The organism is Nocardia sp. NPDC087230 (assembly GCF_044744725.1).
Lineage (GTDB): Bacteria > Actinomycetota > Actinomycetes > Mycobacteriales > Mycobacteriaceae > Nocardia > Nocardia canadensis.
Genome location: NZ_JBIUYV010000002.1, coordinates 929,916 through 949,054, shown reverse-complemented (window position 1 = coordinate 949,054; position 19,139 = coordinate 929,916). Strand labels below are relative to the sequence as shown.

The following is a 19,139-nucleotide window of genomic DNA, read 5'->3' as shown; positions in this document are numbered from 1 at the left end:
AGGCAAGACATGTCGAACATGGACCTGGCACTGAAGGACATGATGGTGATCGAAGGCGCGATAGGCGCCGCCGTCGTCGACTACAGCAGCGGGATGGCGCTCGGAATGCTCAGCAGCACCAAGGCGCTCGATCTGCAGGTGGCCGCGGCGGGCAACACCGAGGTGGTCCGCGCGAAGATGCGCACCATCGAGCAGCTCGGCCTCAACGAGGACATCGAGGACGTGCTCATCACCCTCGGCACCCAGTACCACGTCATCCGACCGATGACCGGCCGCAAGTCCAAGGGTCTGTTCCTCTACCTCGCGCTCGATCGCGGCCGGTCCAATCTGGCCATGGCTCGGCACCGTCTCAAGGGCATCGAGGAAGATCTGGAGGTGTGAGTTCCACCCCGCGGCGGAGGAGAGTGTCGGCGACTCCGCGTGGCCGCCGACATCCCGCGCAGCCTGTGTCGAAGCCGACTGTCGGAAATCGGACATGGACGAGTCGTCGTGTGGCATCAGCGGGCTCGTCCGCCTATTGTGATTCGCGGCGAGGTCTGGGTGAGACACAGCATGGCCACTAGCCGGGTTCACCCACCTTGACAGGGACTTATCGGGGTTTGCTCTGTATCGAGCAAGGTTGAACTGGAGCGGTATGCGGTTGAAGAAGGTTGTTGCGGCGCTGGGCGCGGCCGCGGCGATGACCACCGGCGTCATGGTCGGCAGCACGAGTGCGGCGGCGGCGCCGGGCTGCCCGAGTCTCTATGTCGTCGCGATCCCGGGCACCTGGGAAACCGGCCACGACAAGGCCCCCGGCCCCGGCATGCTCTCCGGCGTCACCAACGGGCTGCCCCGCAACACCGACGTCGACTATGTCACCTACGCCGCCACCGCGTTCCCGTGGGAGGGCGACGTCTACGGTCAGTCCAAGAAGCAGGCGGTCGACGCCGCGCGCGGACTGATCACCGCCAAGCTCGCCGCGTGCGGCGACACCGACATCGCGCTGGTCGGCTACAGCCAGGGCGCCGACGCGGCGGGTGACCTCGCCGCCGAAATCGGCACCGGCGTCAGCCCGATCGCGCCGGGCAAGGTCAAGGCCGTCGGCCTGATCTCCGATCCGCGCCGCTCGCCGACCGACGTGCAGGTCGGCCCGATCGCCGCGGGCGCGGGCGCCGGTGGCGCGCGGCCCGGTGGCTTCGGCTGGATCAGCGACCGCGTGCGCACCATCTGCGCCGTCGACGACCTGTACTGCGCCACCGCCACCGACGATTTCGTCACCCGCTTCGCCGGTTTCCTCGCGCAGAGCTCGGACGCCAACCCGGCCAACATGTGGCGCTACCAGATCGAGGCGGGCGCCATCGTCAACGACCTGATGGCCCACGGCGGCGTCCCGACCCTGCAGGCGCAGCTCTCCGAGGCGGCCAACCAGCAGCGGGCCAAGGACCTGGAGCGCTTCTACCGCTCCCAGGCCCACACCCTCTACGGCAGCTACCCCGTGGGTGGCGGCCAGACCGCCATCACCTGGATGCACAACTGGATCGCCCAGCAGGCTTGAGTTGTTGGAGCGCTGGCGCGCTCGAGTCGGTGGTGTTGATTGGAGCGCTGGCGCGCTCGAGTCGGCGGTGTTGATTGGAGCGCTGGCGCGCTCGAGTCGGCGGCCCCTTGGGTCCCGCCGGTCAGGCACCGTGGCTTGCTCCTTCGTCGCGTACGCCACGGCGCCTGACCGGCGGGACGGCCGCCGACGGCCGACTGCGTCGGCCTGCCCTCCCTAGGGGTCGGGCGTGCGTGGTTGGTTTGGAACGTCGGCCCACTCTGGTCGGCGGTCCCTCGGGTGTCGTCCGTCAGGCGCCGTGGCTTGCTCCTTTGTCGCGTACGCCCACGGTGCCTGGCCGGCGGGACGGCCGCCGACGGCCCCTCCGGTCGGGCGGGCGCGGTTGGGGTGATCGGTCAGGGGTGTGTGCGGGAGAGGTTGCGGGGGAGCAGGTCCCAGACGTGGCCGTTTTCGTTGATGGTGGCGGCGGTGCGGGAGCCGGTGCGCGAGTAGAGGATTCGGGTCACCGAGCAGTAGTCGATCGGGAAGGTCAGCGGGCGGTCCAGGCCGAGGATGTCGGCCAGCAGGACGTTGACCACGCCGCCGTGGGCGAAGGCGACGACAGTGTCGGTGGGGGCCGCGGCGGCGACCAGGCCGTCTATCGCGGTGAGGACGCGGGCGGTGAAGGCGGGGCCGTCGATCTGCTCGGGTAGCAGGCCTGCCTTGATCCGGGCGTAGGCCTCGGCGAAATCGGTCTTGGCGTCTTCGATGGGGATGTAGGCGGGCAGGTCGCGGTCGTACTCGGCGAGGTCGTCGATGACATCGACGGGCAGTTCGCGCGCGGCCGCGGTGGGGGCCGCGGTGTCGCGGGCCCGCCGCTGCGGACTGCTGACGATCCGGGCGATCTCGTGGGCGGCGAGCGCGGCGGGGACGCGGTCGGCCTGCTGGCCGCCGATCTCGGTCAGGCCGGGGTCGGCGGCGGTGGTGTCCCCGATGACGCGTTCGGGCTGGGCGTGACGCACGAGAATGAGCTGCACGCTCACACACTCTGCCGTATCGCCCGGTTGGGCGGTCTCACGGCTCCGGGTCGATCTCCTCGCGACCGGTCACGTCGGCGGTATCGATGATGACGATCTCGCGCCCGTCTTCGAGCAATACCTTCAGGAAGCCGGGCGGATTCTCCATCACATACCCGTCGACGACGCCGTTCTTCGTCTGGATGTGCTCCCGCGAAACCCACGGCACCTGCACGGTCGCGGCCAGGATCAGGGCGGCCAGCGTGACGATCAGCGCGGAACTGCCGACGAACCAGTGCGCGAACTTCGCGCCCTCCGGATTGCGCTTGTCCGCCCGCAGCAGCCCGAACAGCACCAAACCAAGGACACCGGCGACGATGAGCACCCACCACACCCGGTAGGTCCACACCAGCGCGCCGGTGAACAGGGCGATCACGACGAGCCAGGTCAGATTGCCCGCGTTGGTCCAGCTCGGTCTGCCGAGCCGGATCTGATGGATCACCGCCTCCGGCAGCAACACCGACAGGGCGATCCCGCCGAGCAGCGGACTGGCCATCAGGGTGCCGACCACCATGGCGGCGACATCGCCGATGCCGAGCGTGCCCAGTAACGAGAAGGCGGCGTTCCAGTCGTAATCGGTGACCGCGAACAGCCGCAGCAGCAGGAACAGGCCGGCGACACCGGTCGCGGACAGCCCATGGGCCAGCCGGCGTTCGTTCGAGGACTCGCGAGGATGCCTCGTCATCGGGCGAGGATATCGCCGCGAGTCCCTCGATCAGGTCAGGGCTGGCCGTAGGGCGGCTGACCGTACGGCGGCTGACCACCCTGGGGACCGCCGTAGGGCGGCTGGGCGGGCGGCTGACCGTTGTCCTTCTTCTTGTTCTTGAGCAGGTAGATGCCGCCGATGATGAGCACGACGACGAGCAGGCAGCAGATGCCGCCGATGATCAGGCCGGAGCTGCTCTTCTTTTTCTTCTTGGCCGCCAGCTCCAGCGCGGTGTTGACCGTGTCCGAGCTCGCCAGGGTGTCGAAGCTGCTCGTGAGCAGGTGCGGGTCGACGAGGGCGGCCGTGGTCAGCAGATCCAGATACATGTAATCCCATCCCGAGGTGTCGTTGGCCCGGCATCCTCCCGGTGCCGGAACTCCGAGACTAGCGCCGTTGGTGTGGCTTTCGGTGCGAAAGCCTCGCGGCGTCCCGGAGCAGTTGTTGATCGCGGCGCGGCCACGATTCGTTTACACGAGTAACGGTGTACCCCGAATCAGCGCGGTTTCACCAACGGGAACGGCAGCGTTTCCCGGATGCTGCGTCCGGTGATCAGCATGACGACCCGGTCCACGCCCATGCCGAGACCGCCGGTGGGCGGCATCGCGTGTTCGAGCGCCTGCAGGAAGTCCTCGTCGAGTTCCATCGCCTCCGGATCGCCGCCCGCCGCCAGCATCGACTGTTCGGTGAGCCTGCGCCGCTGCTCGACCGGGTCGGTGAGTTCGCTGTAGGCGGTGCCCAATTCGACGCCCCAGGCGACCAGGTCCCAGCGCTCGGTGACGCCGTCGATACTGCGGTGCGAGCGGGTCAGCGGGGAGACCGAGGTGGGGAAGTCGAGGTAGAAGGTGGGGTAGGTGGTCTGCGATTCCACCAGGTGCTCGTACATCTCCAGCACCACCTGGCCCGCGTCCCAGCCGTGCTGGTAGGCGATGCCCGCCTCGTCGCACAGCTCGCGCAGGCGGCTGAGTTCGGTGCGGGTGGTGATCTCGGTGCCGATGGCCTCCGAGACCGCGCCGTGCACCGTCTTCACCCGCCACTCGCCGGAGATGTCGACGGCGTCGAATCCCCCGTCGTCGTTCGGTCGCAGCGCCACCTCGGCGCCGTTGGCCGCCATCGCCGCGTCCTGGATCAACCGGCGGCACAGCTGCATCATCCGCAGGTAATCACTGTGCGCCTCATAGGCTTCCAGGATCGTGAACTCGGGATTGTGGCTGAAGTCGACGCCTTCGTTGCGGAAGGTGCGGCCGAGTTCGAAGACCTTCTCCATCCCGCCGACACACAGCCGCTTGAGGTACAGCTCGGGCGCGATGCGCAGGTACAGGTCGAGGTCGTAGGCGTTGATGTGGGTGCGGAACGGGGTCGCGTTGGCGCCGCCGTGCACCTGCTGCAGGATCGGTGTCTCGACCTCGAGGAAGCCCCAGTTGAACAGCGAGTCGCGCAGCGAATGCAGCACCGCGCTGCGCTTGGCCATCACCTCGCGGGTCTCCGGATTGATCGCCATGTCGACGTAGCGCTGCCGGACCTTGGCCTCGGAATCGGCCAGGCCGCGCCACTTGTCGGGCAGCGGGTGCAGGCACTTGCCGTTCATCCGCCAGTCCTGGGCGAGCAGCGAGAGCTCGCCGCTGCGGCTGGTGCCGAGCTGTCCGCTCACCTCGATGAGATCGCCCAGGTCGAAGAACTCGGTGAACTCGGCGCTGCGGTCGGCGCCGACCCGCTCCCGGTCGATGACGAGCTGGATCTCGTCGGTCCAGTCGCGGACCACCGCGAAGATCACCCCGCCGTAGTCGCGGATGCGCAGCAGCCTGCCCGCCACCCGCACCGTCGTGCCCTTGGGGCAGGCGCGGGCGTCGGCGATGGTGTGCGTCGGGGGATAGGCCACCGGGTAGGAGTCGACGCCGGCGGCGGTGAGCCGGTCCAGCTTGTTCATCCGGACGCGGACCTGCTCGGGCCTGCGTGGGCCCTGGTCGGCGTCCTCGCCCGCCGGCGCGTCCGGCGCGCTGCCGTCGGCGTGCAGCCCGGTGACGCTCGCCGGCACCGCCGTGTGCGTCCCGGTGTGCACGGCCGCGTCGGGTTCCTTGCCGATGCGCGGCAGGAAGCCCTCGGCCAGGCCGCTGGCCGTGGCCACCCGGGGCAACTGCCTGCGCTCCTCGTACAGGAAGAAGCGCGGCACCCAGCGCGGGTGGTACTTCACGTTCGACCGGTACAGCGCCTCGAGCTGCCACCAGCGCGAGAAGAACAGCAGCACACCGCGCCACGCGCGCAGGATCGGGCCCGCCCCGATCCGGCCGCCCTCCTCGAACACCGAACGGAACACCGCGAAGTTCAGCGAGATCTTGGTGATCCCGTACTGGTCGGAGTTCAGCGCGAGCTGGGAGATCATCAGCTCCATCACGCCGTTGGGGCTCTGCGGGTCGCGGCGCATGAGTTCCAGCGAGACACCGGTGCGGCCCCACGGGACGAACGAGAGCATGGCGTGCACCCGGTCGTCGTGGTCGACCGCCTCGACCAGCAGGCAGTCGCCGTCGAGCGGGTCGCCGAGACGGCCCAGCGCCATCGAGAAGCCGCGCTCGGTCTCGGTGTCGCGCCAGGCGTCGGCGCGGGCGACGATGTCGGCGAACTCGGCGGCGGGGATGTCGCGGTGCCTGCGCACCCGCACCCCGAGACCGTTCTTGCGCAGCCGGTTCGCGGCCTGGCGGACCTGCTTCATCTCGGGCCCGGCCAGCGAGAAGGTGCGGGTGTCGAGGATCGCCTCGTCGCCGAGGCGCAGTGCCGCGAGCCCGGCATTGCGGTAGGCGGTGGCGCCGATCTCGCTGGCGCCCATCACCGCGGGCGCCCAGCCGAACCGGTCGGCCTCCTCGAGCCAGGCCCGGATGGCCTGCGGCCAGGCCTGTTTCGGTCCGATCGGATCGCCGCTGGCCAGGCTCACGCCCAGCTCGACGCGATAGGTGATGGCGGCCTTGCCGTTGGGCGCGAACACCACCGCCTTGTCCCGGCGGGTGGCGAAGTAGCCCAGCGAGTCCTCGACGTCGCCCGCCGCGAGCAGCCCGCGGATGGCCGACTCGTCCAAAGCGGTCATCGCGTTGTCGGCGCGGCGTGAGCGCAGCAGCACCACCACGGCGGTGAGCAGGGCGATCGCGCCGAACAGGCCGAGCAGGAAGTTGACCCACGGACGCGGGTGCCCGTCGAAATGCTCGTTGTTCACCAGCACCGCCGCGGTCACCCGGTAGACCGCCCACAGCGGGCGCTGCACCCCCTCGGGAAGGGTGCCGGGCGCGAGTTCCACCAGCCCCCAGCCGATCAGGCAGCCCAGCGCCAGCCCGGCCACCAGCACGCCGATCGCCTTCCACAGCGCCCCCGGCCGGACCCGGGTATAGAACTCGTTGCGCGCCGCGATCAGGATCCCGATGACGACGACGTGCACGATGCAGGCCACCAGCGCGTCGATGTCGTCGTCGACGACGAAGTCCAGGATGTTGGACACCGCGTAGAGCAGCAGGTACACCACCAGCAGCCACCACGCGACGCGCTTGCGGCTCGCGATCGCCCCGGCCAGCAGGCCGACCACCACCGCCCACACCAGGCTGGTGTCGGGAGCGTCGAAGTAGTACACGTCCACGTAGTGCCGCGGCACCTGCGTCAGATAGCGCAGGGCGGGCGAGAGACTCCACAAGAACAGCAGCACCGCGAAGACGCCCAGGACGAGCCCGGTGATGTGCGGTACCTCGGCCAGCCTGCCGTGCCCACGGTGCGGAACGGTGGCGCGGCTCTGCGGTGCCTCGACGATGGGGTGTTGCTCGGCCTGCGTGGTGGTCACCGATCCAGTGTGCGTGCATCCGGGCCGGATCGGTGTGGCGGACGCTGCGGCGTGTTCGTCACGCGCGCCGGTAGTGGGGCCGGTGGCGACCGGATTTTCGCCGGAGGGTAAGTATTAGCGCATGTCGGAACCAGTCGATGTGCCGATCGATGACGAGGTCATCAAGCTCGGGCAATTCCTGAAACTGGCCAACCTGATCGATTCGGGCTCCGAGGCCAAGACGGTGATCGCCCAGGGCCTGGTCCGGGTCAACGATGAGGTGGAGCTGCGCCGCGGCAGGCAACTGCAGGTCGGCGACGTCGTCGTGCTGGCGGGCCACAAGGTGCGGGTATCGGGGAACTGACCGTTCTACCCAACCTCCCCGCACGCCCCGACCCCGAGGAGGGGCAGGCCGACGCGGTCGGCCCGCCGGTCAGGCGCCGTTGCGCAAGCGACGCAGGAGCAAGCAACGGTGCCTGACCGGCGGGACCAAGGGGCCGCGACCTCGAGCGCGCCAGCGCTCCAACTACTCCGCGCGGACCACGACGCCGTCGTGGTCGCTGTAGAGCATCTCGCCGGGCACGAAGGTGATGCCGCCGAACTCGACGGTCACGTCCTTCTCGCCGCTGCCGGTCTGGGTGCTCTTGCGCGGGTTGGTGCCCAGCGCCTTCACGCCGATGTCGAGGGTGCGCAGGATCGCCGAGTCGCGCACGGCGCCGTTGACGATCACGCCGGCCCAGCCGTTGTCGACGCCACGGCCGGCGATGATGTCGCCCACGAGCGCGGTGTGCACGCTGGCGCCGCCGTCGACCACGAGGACCTTGCCCTCGCCCGGCTCGCCCAGGGTCTGCTTGACCAGCAGATTGTCCTGGAAGCACCGGATCGTGGTGATCCGTCCGGCGAACGCGGCCCGGCCACCGAACTGGATGAACTGGGTGTCACAACTGCGGATCTCGGGGCCGATCTCGTCGGCCAGATCGGCGGTGGCCACAACATTCGCTGATTCGGTCATGGCCTGCATTCTGTCAGGCGCCCTCGACATGCGCCTTGGCGATCTCCCTGACCAGGCTGTCTGTGGTGTGCTTCACCGCGATCTTGACGAACGGCTCGATCGTCTTGCCCAGCATCTTGCCCGCGAGACCGCCGGGCACGAAGTACTCGATGGTCGCGTCGACGGTGCACAGCGCGTCGCCCTTGGGATAGAAGTGGAATGTCGAGATGATCTCGAATCCCTTGATCGACTTGATGCCGATCACGCGGCCCTTCTCCCACTTCACGACCTCGACCCGGGACTTGAGCGACGCGGGGCCGAGCTTCATGTGGCCGTCGAAGGTCGCGCCGAGCCCGTCGGTCTGGTCGGTGACCGGGACGAAGGATTCGATGCCGTACAGGAAATGCGGCAGGTTGCGGTAGTCGTTGACGTAGTCGAACGCCGTCTCGGCGGACGCGGCGCAGTCTTCGACGATCCTCACTTCGGTCATAGCGGCCACTTTAATGGTCCGCCGCGACCGATCGGGCTACGCGGTGACGGCCAGGGTCGCGGCCAGGCCGAACGCCAGGCCCATCGCGGTGACCTCGATGGCGGCGTTGCGCAGGGAGATCTCGGCGGTGACCCGGTGGTCGGCGGCCCGGCGCACCCAGCTGCGCCGCCACCACCAGCCCAGGCCGGTCAGCGCGCAGAGGACGGCGAACTTCGCCAGCAGGATCCGCCCGTAGCCGGTCGACCACAGCGGTTCGATGCCGCCGATACGGACGAGTCCGTCGATCGTCCCGGTGGCGGCCACCGCCAGCACCAGGGGTGCGGCCAGCGCCGAATAGCGTGGCAGCGTCCTCGCCCAGCCGCCGCGGGTGCGCAGCACCACCGCCATCGCCAGCAGCAGCCCGAGCCAGCATGCCGCGGCCAGCGCGTGGATCGCGGCCAGCACCGAACCGAACATCTGCTGGGACATGTGGCCGGTGATCGGGCGCAGGGCCAGCGCGACCGCGGCGAACACCAGCACCAGATCGGCCGACGCCGCGTCGGGCCTGCGGAAGGCCAGTGCCGCGTAGCAGGCGACGGCGCCGGTGCAGAACAGGATCGCGATGCCGATCTGCCCGCCGCTGAGGTTGGTGAGGAAGGTGCCGAACTCACCCGCGCCGAGCCGGGTCACGGGCACGCCGACCACTTCGGCGGCCTCGGCCACCAGCACGGCGAATTCGGCCGCGAACCAGACGCCGGCCAGCGCGGCCAGCGGCCGCCAGGCCACCCGCAGCCGGTCGTCGAGCCGGGGCAGGGCCGCCAGCCCGAGCACCACCGCGCCCGCGCCGTCGGCGAGCACCCGCGCGCCCGCCGACCAGGGGAAACCGCCGCCGCGGCGCAGCAGCCAGGCCAGCGCCACCCCGGCCAGGGCGGCCACCACGACCGGCACCAGGACCCGCCACTGCCGCAGCGTCGTCGTGGGTACCCGGCGACCGGTCGTCATGGTGGCTACTTCTTGCGGCCGGACAGCAGCGCGACCGCGAGGCCCGCGCCGAACAGCACCACGCCACCGGCGATGAACACCCACACCGGCACGCCGCCGTCGGAGTCGCCGCTGTCGGCCGTGTCCGCACCCGGCTTGGGTCCCGGCGTGCCGGTACCCGCCTTGCTCAGCGTGAAATGCCGGGTCCCGCTGACAGGGTGCCCGTCGGCGGAGGTGACCCGGAACGCGAGGGTGTATTCGCCGACCGGCCCGAGCTCGCCCAGTTCCACACTGACGGTGCGGCCCTCGACGAGCGCCTTGCCCTTCGACCACAGGCGACCGTCCGGGCCGACCACGGTCAGCGACGGAAAGTTCTGCTGCAGTTCCTCGTTGAAGGTGATGCTGGCGCGCGCGGGCCCGGCCTCGACGGTCGAGCCGTCCTCGGGCACGCTGCTCACGGCACCGGAGTGCGCGCTCGCCGTGCCCGCCGCGAACATCGCGGCGAACAGGCCGGCGATCAGCACCGCGAGCACCCGGCGTCCGATGCGCAGCCGCGCGGATCGGTTGATGTCGGCGACGAGATGATCGGCCCGCATCACGACCGCCGCGAACGGAAGACGAGGCCGAGGCCGAGCGCGGCCGCGAACAGGCCGAGGGCCAGCCCGATGCCGCCGAGCCAGCGCGCCACCGTGTCGGTCTCCGCGACGCTGGTCTCACCGGAAGCGACCCTGTGGTCGCCGCCCGCGTCACCGCCGTCGGCGCCCAACGTGATCGACGGTGCCGGATGCTCGGGCTCGGCACCGCCGGTGCTCGGCTGATCCCAGGCGACGACCTTGCCGTCGCTGTAGGTCTGGGTGGCGGGGAAGTTCACCGTGTCCTGCGCGGGCAGCGGGCCCAGCGAGAGCACGAAGCGCTGGAACTGGCCGGGGCCGACGCCCGGGTTGCCCGGGTCGGCGGTCCAGGCGACGGCGACGGCCTCGCCCTTGTCGTTGCGCTCGACCTTGGCTGTCCAGCCCGGCATCGGCTCGGTGCGCACGCTTTTCAAGTTCGGCACGGTGACGCGCAGCGCGGTGGTGGCCGCGGTCTCGGATTCGGTCGGCACCTTGAAGGTGGCGACGGTGTACTTGCCCTGGGCGGCGCCCGGCGCGTCGACGGTCACGTGCGCGGCCGCCGAGCCGCAGGCGGCGAGCACCAGACCGGCCGCGACGGCGGCGGTCCCGGTGCTACGGGTGATGAAGTTGTGCATGGAAAGCCTTCTGTCCGAAGAGATGCTGATGTCGTGACGAATCAGGCGGACAGCGGCGGCGCGCGCGGACATCGCGTGCCCCGCACGGGGCGGCCCGGCCCGGCGAACGGCAGGCCGCGCCAGCGCGGCGCGCGCTGGACGATCGCGGTCGACGGCGCCGTGAGCACGGCCCTGACCACGCTGGACGCGACGAGATAGAGCCGCTCGGCGACGAGAATCAGTGCGGCGCAGGCGAACGCCGCGACCGTGTGCGCGGCCACCATCGGCGCGCTGGGCAGGTGGAACAGCTCGTCGTGGTGCGCGAGCGACGCCGACAACGCGAAGTGCCCGGCCCATTGCCCACCGAGCAGCACCGCACCGGCTCGCAGCAGCGGCGCGCCACCGGATCGCACGCGCGATCCGCCCGCGACGATGCCAGCGCCGAGCGAAACCAGCAGCAGCAGGGCGATATCGGCCGAGTGCGGCACGCCACCGCCCGCACCGCCGTGCGCGGCGACGGCCAGCGCGCCGACGAGTACGCCGCAGCCACCCCCGCGCAGGCGGGCGGTGAGCTGCGGCGTGGTCACGACGGGATCAGCGCACGCCGAGCCGGGCGAGCGCGTCGGTCTCCAGCACGCCCAGTTCGGCCGAGATGGACGCGTGCACGGCCTTGCGGCGCGCGGCGGGCATCTGCTCGGCGGTGTTCACCGCGACGGTCAGGTCGGTCAGCCGGGACCGGGCGGCCTCGACGAACTTCTTGGTGTCGGCGTCGCCGGGGGCGTCGGCGGCGACCTTGTCGAGCGCGCTCTCGGTGTTGGTGATGCGGGCCTGCAGGCGCGCGCCGTGACCGCTGAACTCGCCCAGCTGATCGAGCCCGATGCCGAGCTGCTGTGCCTTGCGGGCGTCGAGCTGGCCGCGCACGTAGGTGGCGCCGCGGTAGGCCAGCGGCGCGAGCACCGGGACCAGCACCCGGGCGACGCCGATGTACTTGCGGATCTGGCTCGCGCTGAACAGTTCGCGGTCGGCCTTGGCCGCCAGCTTCTGGGCGGCCTTCTCCTCGGCCTGCAGGGTCGCGATCTGCGCCTTGGCCACCTTGGCCTCGGTCTTGGCCTGTGCCTTGGCCGCGCGCCGGGTGGTGCGTTCGCTCGCCTTGGCGGCCTTGCGCTCGTTCTTGGCGCTCAGCTTCGCCTCCACGGCGGCTTTGTGCTTGAGCGCCTTCGCCTCAGCGCGTCGGCTCGGGCGCCGCTTGCGCTTGCTGAACAACCCCATGAGATCAGGCCCTCCGTCATGCTCGCCAAGTCATGAGGCAGTGCCGGGGTAGCGGCCTGCCGTACTTCGTAGCGTAGTGGGATGAGGGTAGCGATTGGGCATTGTGTCGGGGGGAGGGACCATACTGCTTGCGTGCGTGCAGCCGAGGACGACTTCGACGGCGGGCCGGTGCATCGCCCGGCCCCCGCTTCCGCTGCGCTCGATCGAGGTACCGATACCGGGCTCGCCGAGTCCCGGATCGCCTTCCTGGACGCGCGCTCGCTGATCGGGTGCAGGCACCGCCTGCGCCTGGATGCCGAGCATCCGGGGACCATCGCCGAGGTTAGGGAGGATCCGGGCGTTCAGCAGCGCCGGGAGGCCGCCGCCGCGCACCGTCTCAAGGTCCGCGACGAGCTGGTGGCCGCCGCACCCGCCGACTGGGTGGTGATCGAGCCGCAGCTGCGCGCGGGGGAGAAGGCCGCGGCGACGATGGCCGCGATGGCGGCGGGCGCCGCGCGCATCTGGGGCGGGCTGCTGCCGCAGGAACCCGATACCGGCCGTCGTGGCGGCGCCGAGTTCCTGCTCCGCGACGACGACCGTGGCGGCTACATCCCGATCATCGTGGTCAACCACAAGGTCACCGACCCGCGCAGGCCCGATCCGGCCGATTTCCACCCGCTGACCTCGGACCTGTTCCGCTGGCAGCCCCGCCGCGACAAGCACGTGAAACTGCGTCCGCAGCCGCGCGACCAGCAGCGCCTCGCGCACCTGTACCGGATGCTGCAGCGGCACGGCATGGCCAGCCCCGCCCTGCTCGGCGGCGCCATCGGCCTGGCCCTCGACCGCATCCTCGTGCACGACCTGACCAATGTCCTTGCCGACTACGACCAGCGCTACGGCGACCGCATCGCGGTGGTGCGCGGCGAACTGCCGACCCAGCCGTCGAAGGTGCCCGAGTGCAGGCAGTGCCCGTGGTGGGTGCGCGGCGCGGGCAGCGAGCCCAGCTGCGAGGGGCAGCTGGCGCTGATGCGCGACGTCAGCCTGGTGGCGCCCGGCTCCCGGGCCGACGTGCTGCGAGTGCACGGCGTGCAGACCGTCGACGAGCTGGCCGCCTGGGAAGGCGAGGACCCGGAGGACTGGCAGCACGGCCCGTTCTCCGAGACCGTGGTCACCGCCCGCGCCTGGATCGAGGGCGCGCCGCTGGTGCGCCGCTTCGACACGGTGAGCGTGCGCCGCGCCGACGTGGAGGTCGACGTCGACCTGGAGAGCTACCAGGAGGACGGCGCCTACCTGTGGGGCACCCTGCTCGACGGCGTCTACCGGCCGTTCGTCACCTGGGACCCGCTGCCCACCGAGGACGAGGGCCGCTCCTTCGGCGAGTTCTGGACCTGGCTCATGGCGGTACGCGCCGAGGCGCACGCCGCGGGCAAAACCTTTGCCGCCTACTGCTACTCGCGCACCGCCGAGGACAAATGGCTCTACGAGTCGGCCCGCCGGTTCGCGGGCAGGCCGGGCGTGCCGACGCACGAGCAGGTGCGCGCGTTCGTCGATTCGCCCGAGTGGGTCGACATGTTCCAGGCCGTCACCGACCAGTTCATCTGCCCCAACGGCAAGGGATTGAAGAAGATCGCCCCGGTCGCCGGCTTCGGCTGGCGCGACCCGGAGGCCGGCGGTGAGGCGTCGATGGGCTGGTACCGCCGGGCCGTCGGCTACGACGCGGAATCGGACCTGTCCCAGCGCACGCGCCTGTTCGAATACAACGAGGACGACGTGCGGGCCACCCAGGTGCTGCGCGACTGGATGACGCAACGGGCCGTCGACGAGGTTCCCTCGCTGGCCGACTTCGGACGGTAATACGATCGGGGGCGTGACAGAGCACGTCGAAACCCTCGAGTTCCAGGCCGAAACCCACCAGCTCCTGGAGCTGATGATCCACTCGGTCTACTCCAACAAAGACACGTTCCTGCGGGAGCTGATCTCGAACGCTTCCGACGCACTGGACAAGCTGAAGCTGGCCACGTTCCAGGACAAGGACCTCGTCGCCGACACCTCCGACCTGCACATCGAGCTGGAGGTCGACGCCGACAAGCGCATCCTGACCGTCCGGGACAACGGCATCGGCATGTCCCGTGCCGAGGTGATCGATCTGATCGGCACTCTCGCCAAGTCCGGCACCGCCGAGCTGCGCCGCAAGCTCACCGAGGCCAAGTCCGATGCCGCCGCCGAGGAGCTGATCGGCCAGTTCGGCATCGGCTTCTACTCCACCTTCATGGTCGCCGACCGGGTCACCCTGACCACCCGCAAGGCGGGCGAGGCCGAGGGCACCCGCTGGAGCGCCGCCGCGGGTAGCTCCACCTACGAGATCGACACCGTCGCCGACGCCCCGCAGGGCACGGCGGTCACCCTCGAGCTCAAGCCCGCCGACGAGGACGATCACCTCTTCGATTACACGCAGGAATGGAAGCTGCGCGAGATCGTCCGCAAGTACTCCGATTTCATCGCCTGGCCGATCCGCATGCAGGTCGAGCGCACCGTGATGGAGGGCGAGGGCGAGGACAAGGTCGAGAAGACCATCGTCGAGGACCAGACCCTCAACTCGCAGAAGGCGCTGTGGACACGCCCGCGCAGCGAGGTCTCCGACGAGGAGTACAAGGAGTTCTACCACCACGTCAGCCACGCCTGGGACGAGCCGCTCGAGATCATCCCGATGAAGGCCGAGGGCACCTTCGAATACCAGGCGCTGCTGTTCATCCCGTCGACCGCGCCGTTCGACCTGTTCACCCGCGAGCACAAGCGCGGCGTGCAGCTCTACGTGCGCCGGGTGTTCATCATGGACAACTGCGAAGAGCTGATGCCGGAGTACCTGCGCTTCGTCAAGGGTGTGGTGGACGCGCAGGACCTCTCGCTCAACGTCTCGCGCGAGATCCTCCAGCAGGACCGCCAGATCCAGATGATCCGCAAGCGGCTGGTCAAGAAGGTGCTGTCGACGGTCAAGGACCTGCAGGGCGCCGAGGATCAGACCAAGTACCAGACCTTCTGGACCCAGTTCGGCCGGGTGCTCAAGGAGGGCTTGCTCTCCGACACCGACAACCGCGAAACCCTGCTCACCGTGTCGTCTTTCGCCTCGACCGCCTCGGAGTCCGAGCTCACCACACTGAAGCAGTACGTGGAGCGGATGCCGGAGGGCCAGGACGCGATCTACTACATGACCGGCGAAAGCCGTGCGCAGGTGGAGAACTCGCCGCATCTGGAGGCGTTCAAGGCCAAGGGCCGCGAGGTGCTGATCCTGACCGACCCCGTCGACGAGATGTGGGTCGGTTCGGTGCCGGAGTTCGACGGCAAGAAGTTCCAGTCCATCGCCAAGGGCGAGGTCGACCTGGAGACCGAGGACGAGAAGAAGGAGACCGAAGCCCTGCGCGAGCAGCAGGACAAGGACTTCGCCGATCTGCTCGGCTGGCTCGGCAAGACCCTCGACGAGGTCGCCAAGGAGGTGCGCCTGACCAACCGGCTCACCACCTCCCCGGCCTGCCTGGTCGGTGACGTCTTCGACTTCACCCCGATGCTCGAGCGCATGTACCGCGCCTCGGGCCAGGCGCTGCCGGAATCCAAGCGCATCCTCGAGCTCAACCCGACCCATCCGCTGGTCACCGGCCTGCGCGACGCCTACGACGCGCGCAAGTCCGATGCCGACGAGGGCAAGGTTCCCGAGCTCGCCGAGACCGCCGAACTGCTCTACGGCACCGCGGTTCTCGCCGAGGGCGGCGAGCTCAAGGATCCGGCGCGCTTCGCCCAGCTGCTCACCGACCGGCTGACCCGCACCGTCTGAGGTCCCCGCGATGGCCGCTTCGCCCGAGGCGGCCATCGCGCCCTGCGGCAAGAGCTTGATTCGCTGTGCGGAATACGGGTGCCGACCAGCCCCGCAGGCCGCACTATGGAGAGATGGCGGCGGGGCATCTGATCCGCCGGGCGCGGCCCGGTGACTACGACGGCCTGATCGGGGTGGTCGACCACTGGTGGGGCCGGACCGTGGTGCCCAGCCTGCCGAGGTTGTTCCTCGACCACTTCCACCGCACCAGCCTGGTGGCGACCGACGACGACGGAATCTCCGGCTTCCTCATCGGTTTCGGCTCCCCGTCCGACCCCGACGCCGCCTACATCCATTTCGTCGGCGTCCGCCCCGACGCCCGCAAGGTCGGCCTCGGCCGCACCCTCTACGACGAATTCTTCGAGCTGGCCAGGGCCGATGGCCGAAAAGTGGTCACCGCCATCACTTCTCCGGCCAACTTCACCTCGATCGATTTCCACCGCAGCCTCGGGTTCACCGTCACCGGCCCGGTGCCGGACTACAACGGCCCCGGCCACGCCCTGATCACCTTCGAACGAACTCTCTGACACCACACGGCCACCGAACCGTAATCTTGGTCCGGGCATCGATCGCGGAGTGAGAGGAACGGTCGCACATGTCGGAGGGGACGTCGGTCACGGCACAGCCGTGGGATCTGGTGGCCGAGGGTTATGCCGCGGCGGCGGCGACCGTGCTCGGTCCGTTCGCCGAGCGCGCGCTCGAATTCGTCACTCTCGAACCGGATTCCATTGTCGTCGATGTCGCGGCGGGAACGGGACTGCTCAGTCTCGCGGCCGCGGCCGCAGGGGCGCGTGTCGACGCGATCGACGTCTCGGCGCCGATGATCGAACAGCTCACCGCGGCCGCCGAACGCGCCGGGCGCACCACGATCACCGCCCAGGTCGGCGACGGCCAGGACCTGCCGTACCCGGACGGCCGCTTCCACGCCGGATTCTCGCTGTTCGGCCTCATGTTCTTCGCCGACCGGCCCCAGGGCTTCGCCGAATTGCGCCGGGTCCTGCGTCCTGGCGCCACCGCCGTTGTCTCGGCCTGGGCGCCCGCGGTCGACTCCTCGCTCATGCGCGCGCTGTTCGGCGCGCTGAGCGCGGGCGACCCGAACGCCGCGCTACCGCAGCCCAACTCGCGCGGCCTGGAGAACCCCGCCGTCTTCGCGGCCGAGATGCGCACGGCCGGCTTCGACGCGGTGACGATCCGCCCGCACACGGTCGAGGTGAGCTTCCCGAACGCGGCTGCGCTGTGGGACACCATGACTCGCAGCAGCGCCCCGCTGACCACGCTCAGACACGAAGTGGGCGAGGCGGAATGGCAGCGCCGCACGGACGCGGCCGTCGAGCACCTCACGGTCACCTACCGCGCGAACACCGCGCTGTCCACCACGGCCCTGTTCGGCATCGGCACCGTCCCCCCGGCCTGAACGACGACTGCCCGCCGCCGAAACCGGCGACGGGCAGTCGTTCCACAGTGCGTAGTGCCTAGCGCGGGGCCATGCGCAGGGCGCCGTCCATGCGGATGGTCTCGCCGTTGAGGTAGTCGTGGCTCGCGATGTACTCGACGAGCTGGGCGTACTCGTCGGGGCGGCCGAGACGCGACGGGAACGGGACGCCGGCCTCGAGGCCCTTGCGGTACTCCTCGGTGACACCGGCCAGCATCGGGGTGTCGATGATGCCGGGGGCGATGGTGTTGACGCGGATGCCGAACTGGGCCAGGTCACGCGCGGCGGGGACGGTCATGCCGTGCACGCCGCCCTTGGACGCGGAGTAGGCGATCTGGCCGATCTGGCCCTCGAACGCGGCGACCGACGCGGTGTTGATGACCACGCCGCGCTGGCCGTACTCGTCGACCGGCTCGGTCTTGGCGATGGCATCGGCGGCCAGGCGCATCACGTTGAACGTGCCGAGCAGGTTCACGGTGATGACGGTGCGGAACAGCTCCAGATCGTGCGGGCCGTTCTTGGACAGGATGCGACCGGCCCAGCCGACACCGGCGCAGTTGACCACGATGCGCAGCGGGGCGGGGCCCTCGGTGATCTGGGCGATCGCGGCGGCCACCTCGTCGCCGCTGGTGACGTCGGCCGCGATCAGGGTGACACCGGCGGGGACGTTGTCGCCCGCGCGCTCGATCGACGCCGGGACGTCGAGGCCGAAGACGGTGGCGCCCGCGTCGGCGAGACGCTTGGCGGTGGCGGCACCGAGGCCGGATGCGCCTCCGGTGACGATGGCGGCGGAACCCGAAATCTCCACGATGGTCCTCTCGTTCATGACTACTAGTTGGCACTTCGTCAATTGGCACCCTAGCGGGTTTCCGGTGAGGTGCCCATCACGCCCACCGACGCTGACGGATCAGCTGCGAAAATACCAGCGAACAGGGCTGTTTTCCGGTGGTAACGTGCGTTCATGAGATCGTTCGCCGCTCCGACGGTGGCCGGACGCAAGGTCCTGATCACCGGGGCAGCGCGCGGTATCGGGGCCGCACTCGCCCGCAAACTCGCCGCCCAGGGCGCCCACGTCGCTTTGCTCGGACTGGAACCGGAACTGCTGGCGGAGGTGGCCGCCGAATGCGGCGACGCGCCGTGGCGCTACTGCGACGTCGCCGACCGGGCCCAGGTCGAGCGCGTGGTCGAGGCGCTGGTCGGCGAACTCGGCGGGCTCGACGTGCTCGTCGCCAACGCCGGGATCGCCAAGCAGATGCCGATGATCGGCGGCGATCCGAGCGTGCTGGAGGAGACCCTCGCCGTCAACGTGCTCGGCGTCGCGTACGCCGTGCAGGCCGCCGGTCCCCACCTGGCCCGTCCAGGCGGCTACGTGCTGATGATGTCGTCGATCTCCACGGCGGTGCAGTTGCCGCTGGCCGGCGCCTACAGCGCCTCGGCGGCGGCGGTCGAATCGCTGGCGGGCACGCTGCGCTGCGAGTTGCGTCCGACCGGCGCGCGCGTGGGCGTCAGCTACTTCGCCGAGATCGATACCGAGATGACCCGGCGCGGCTTCGGCACCGCGGCGGCGCACACCGGCCTGCGCGAGCTCAGCCTGACCGGCACCTCGCCGATCGGTCCCGCGGTGGACGCGTTGGTCCGGGCGATCGCGCGTAGGCGCAAGAGCGTCGTCTCACCCTGGTGGGTATCGCTCGTGCTGCCGGTGCGACCCTTGGCTCAGCAGCTGGTGCAGCGGTTGCTCGGCAACCGAGTCGCTCGCGCCATCGAGATCGCGCGCACCGAGGACGCCCCCTTCACCACCACCCAGCCTGCCCGACCACGCAGAATGGAACGGCAAGCCTGACCTCGA

General features: G+C 69.9%; 20 protein-coding genes. 8 read left to right on the top strand and 12 right to left on the bottom strand.

Annotated features, from left to right (window positions below):
- The first annotated feature begins 9 nt into the window (after positions 1-9).
- Together ACIO52_RS10650 and ACIO52_RS10645 are read left to right on the top strand one after the other, a co-directional pair.
- Positions 10-381 (top strand): hypothetical protein, encoded by a 372-nt coding sequence (locus ACIO52_RS10650; RefSeq protein WP_218716109.1) that lies wholly within the window; start codon positions 10-12, stop codon positions 379-381.
- A 253-nt stretch (positions 382-634) separates the two neighbouring features.
- Complete coding sequence (locus ACIO52_RS10645) at positions 635-1,534, top strand: cutinase family protein (RefSeq protein ID WP_218716117.1); 900 nt, start codon at positions 635-637, stop codon at positions 1,532-1,534.
- A gap of 392 nt (positions 1,535-1,926) precedes the next feature.
- Here the strand turns inward: ACIO52_RS10645 and ACIO52_RS10640 are convergent, their stop codons facing one another.
- From ACIO52_RS10640 to lysX, 4 genes are all read right to left on the bottom strand, one after another.
- Positions 1,927-2,547, bottom strand: a complete 621-nt coding sequence (locus ACIO52_RS10640) for a histidine phosphatase family protein (protein ID WP_218716118.1) — start codon at positions 2,545-2,547, stop codon at positions 1,927-1,929.
- A 37-nt stretch (positions 2,548-2,584) separates the two neighbouring features.
- Complete coding sequence (locus ACIO52_RS10635; protein WP_218716110.1) at positions 2,585-3,271, bottom strand: hypothetical protein; 687 nt, start codon at positions 3,269-3,271, stop codon at positions 2,585-2,587.
- A gap of 35 nt (positions 3,272-3,306) precedes the next feature.
- Positions 3,307-3,618 carry a hypothetical protein gene (locus ACIO52_RS10630; RefSeq protein WP_255586676.1) on the bottom strand — a complete coding sequence of 104 codons (312 nt, stop codon included), beginning with the start codon at positions 3,616-3,618 and terminating at the stop codon, positions 3,307-3,309.
- Between the two features lie 167 nt (positions 3,619-3,785).
- Positions 3,786-7,103, bottom strand: a complete 3,318-nt coding sequence (gene lysX / locus ACIO52_RS10625) for a bifunctional lysylphosphatidylglycerol synthetase/lysine--tRNA ligase LysX (RefSeq protein ID WP_402643178.1) — start codon at positions 7,101-7,103, stop codon at positions 3,786-3,788.
- 121 nt (positions 7,104-7,224) lie between these two features.
- On the opposite strand from lysX, the gene ACIO52_RS10620 reads away from it, so the two are divergent.
- Positions 7,225-7,446 (top strand): RNA-binding S4 domain-containing protein, encoded by a 222-nt coding sequence (locus ACIO52_RS10620; protein WP_218716112.1) that lies wholly within the window; start codon positions 7,225-7,227, stop codon positions 7,444-7,446.
- A 162-nt stretch (positions 7,447-7,608) separates the two neighbouring features.
- On the opposite strand, the gene rraA is transcribed toward ACIO52_RS10620, so the two are convergent.
- The 7 genes from rraA to ACIO52_RS10585 are packed head-to-tail and all read right to left on the bottom strand — an operon-like array spanning position 7,609 to position 12,017.
- On the bottom strand, positions 7,609-8,094 hold the full coding sequence (gene rraA / locus ACIO52_RS10615) for a ribonuclease E activity regulator RraA (protein ID WP_316573110.1): 486 nt from the start codon (positions 8,092-8,094) through the stop codon (positions 7,609-7,611).
- Between the two features lie 13 nt (positions 8,095-8,107).
- Entirely contained in the window at positions 8,108-8,563 is a 456-nt protein-coding gene (locus ACIO52_RS10610; RefSeq protein WP_218716114.1) for an SRPBCC family protein, read from the bottom strand.
- A 36-nt stretch (positions 8,564-8,599) separates the two neighbouring features.
- Positions 8,600-9,544 carry a CopD family protein gene (locus ACIO52_RS10605; RefSeq protein ID WP_402643173.1) on the bottom strand — a complete coding sequence of 315 codons (945 nt, stop codon included), beginning with the start codon at positions 9,542-9,544 and terminating at the stop codon, positions 8,600-8,602.
- Positions 9,545-9,549: 5 nt separating this feature from the next.
- On the bottom strand, positions 9,550-10,119 hold the full coding sequence (locus ACIO52_RS10600) for a copper resistance CopC family protein (RefSeq protein ID WP_218716119.1): 570 nt from the start codon (positions 10,117-10,119) through the stop codon (positions 9,550-9,552).
- The gene (locus ACIO52_RS10595; RefSeq protein WP_316573113.1) at positions 10,119-10,769 is read right to left on the bottom strand and encodes a YcnI family protein; all 651 of its coding nucleotides are present in this window, start codon (positions 10,767-10,769) and stop codon (positions 10,119-10,121) included. The genes ACIO52_RS10600 and ACIO52_RS10595 overlap by 1 nt, the downstream gene beginning before the upstream one ends.
- A gap of 41 nt (positions 10,770-10,810) precedes the next feature.
- A complete protein-coding gene (locus ACIO52_RS10590) occupies positions 10,811-11,335 on the bottom strand; it encodes a hypothetical protein (RefSeq protein ID WP_402643169.1) in 525 nt (174 codons plus the stop codon).
- Positions 11,336-11,342: 7 nt separating this feature from the next.
- Positions 11,343-12,017 (bottom strand): DUF6474 family protein, encoded by a 675-nt coding sequence (locus tag ACIO52_RS10585; protein ID WP_218716122.1) that lies wholly within the window; start codon positions 12,015-12,017, stop codon positions 11,343-11,345.
- A gap of 237 nt (positions 12,018-12,254) precedes the next feature.
- Here ACIO52_RS10585 and ACIO52_RS10580 point away from each other — a divergent pair, with 237 nt between their 5' ends.
- From ACIO52_RS10580 to ACIO52_RS10565, 4 genes are all read left to right on the top strand, one after another.
- Positions 12,255-13,850, top strand: coding sequence for a TM0106 family RecB-like putative nuclease (locus ACIO52_RS10580; protein ID WP_218716137.1), 1,596 nt, complete (start codon positions 12,255-12,257; stop codon positions 13,848-13,850).
- Positions 13,851-13,863: 13 nt separating this feature from the next.
- Positions 13,864-15,822: a molecular chaperone HtpG gene (gene htpG / locus ACIO52_RS10575; protein WP_218716123.1), complete on the top strand. Its 1,959-nt coding sequence runs from the start codon at positions 13,864-13,866 to the stop codon at positions 15,820-15,822.
- Between the two features lie 113 nt (positions 15,823-15,935).
- On the top strand, positions 15,936-16,388 hold the full coding sequence (locus ACIO52_RS10570; RefSeq protein ID WP_218716124.1) for a GNAT family N-acetyltransferase: 453 nt from the start codon (positions 15,936-15,938) through the stop codon (positions 16,386-16,388).
- Positions 16,389-16,456: 68 nt separating this feature from the next.
- Complete coding sequence (locus ACIO52_RS10565) at positions 16,457-17,275, top strand: class I SAM-dependent methyltransferase (protein WP_402643165.1); 819 nt, start codon at positions 16,457-16,459, stop codon at positions 17,273-17,275.
- Between the two features lie 58 nt (positions 17,276-17,333).
- Here the strand turns inward: ACIO52_RS10565 and ACIO52_RS10560 are convergent, their stop codons facing one another.
- Positions 17,334-18,101, bottom strand: a complete 768-nt coding sequence (locus ACIO52_RS10560) for an SDR family NAD(P)-dependent oxidoreductase (RefSeq protein WP_218716139.1) — start codon at positions 18,099-18,101, stop codon at positions 17,334-17,336.
- A 153-nt stretch (positions 18,102-18,254) separates the two neighbouring features.
- Between ACIO52_RS10560 and ACIO52_RS10555 the strand changes: the two genes are divergently transcribed.
- Positions 18,255-19,133 carry an SDR family NAD(P)-dependent oxidoreductase gene (locus ACIO52_RS10555; RefSeq protein ID WP_218716125.1) on the top strand — a complete coding sequence of 293 codons (879 nt, stop codon included), beginning with the start codon at positions 18,255-18,257 and terminating at the stop codon, positions 19,131-19,133.
- Positions 19,134-19,139: the final 6 nt, after the last annotated feature.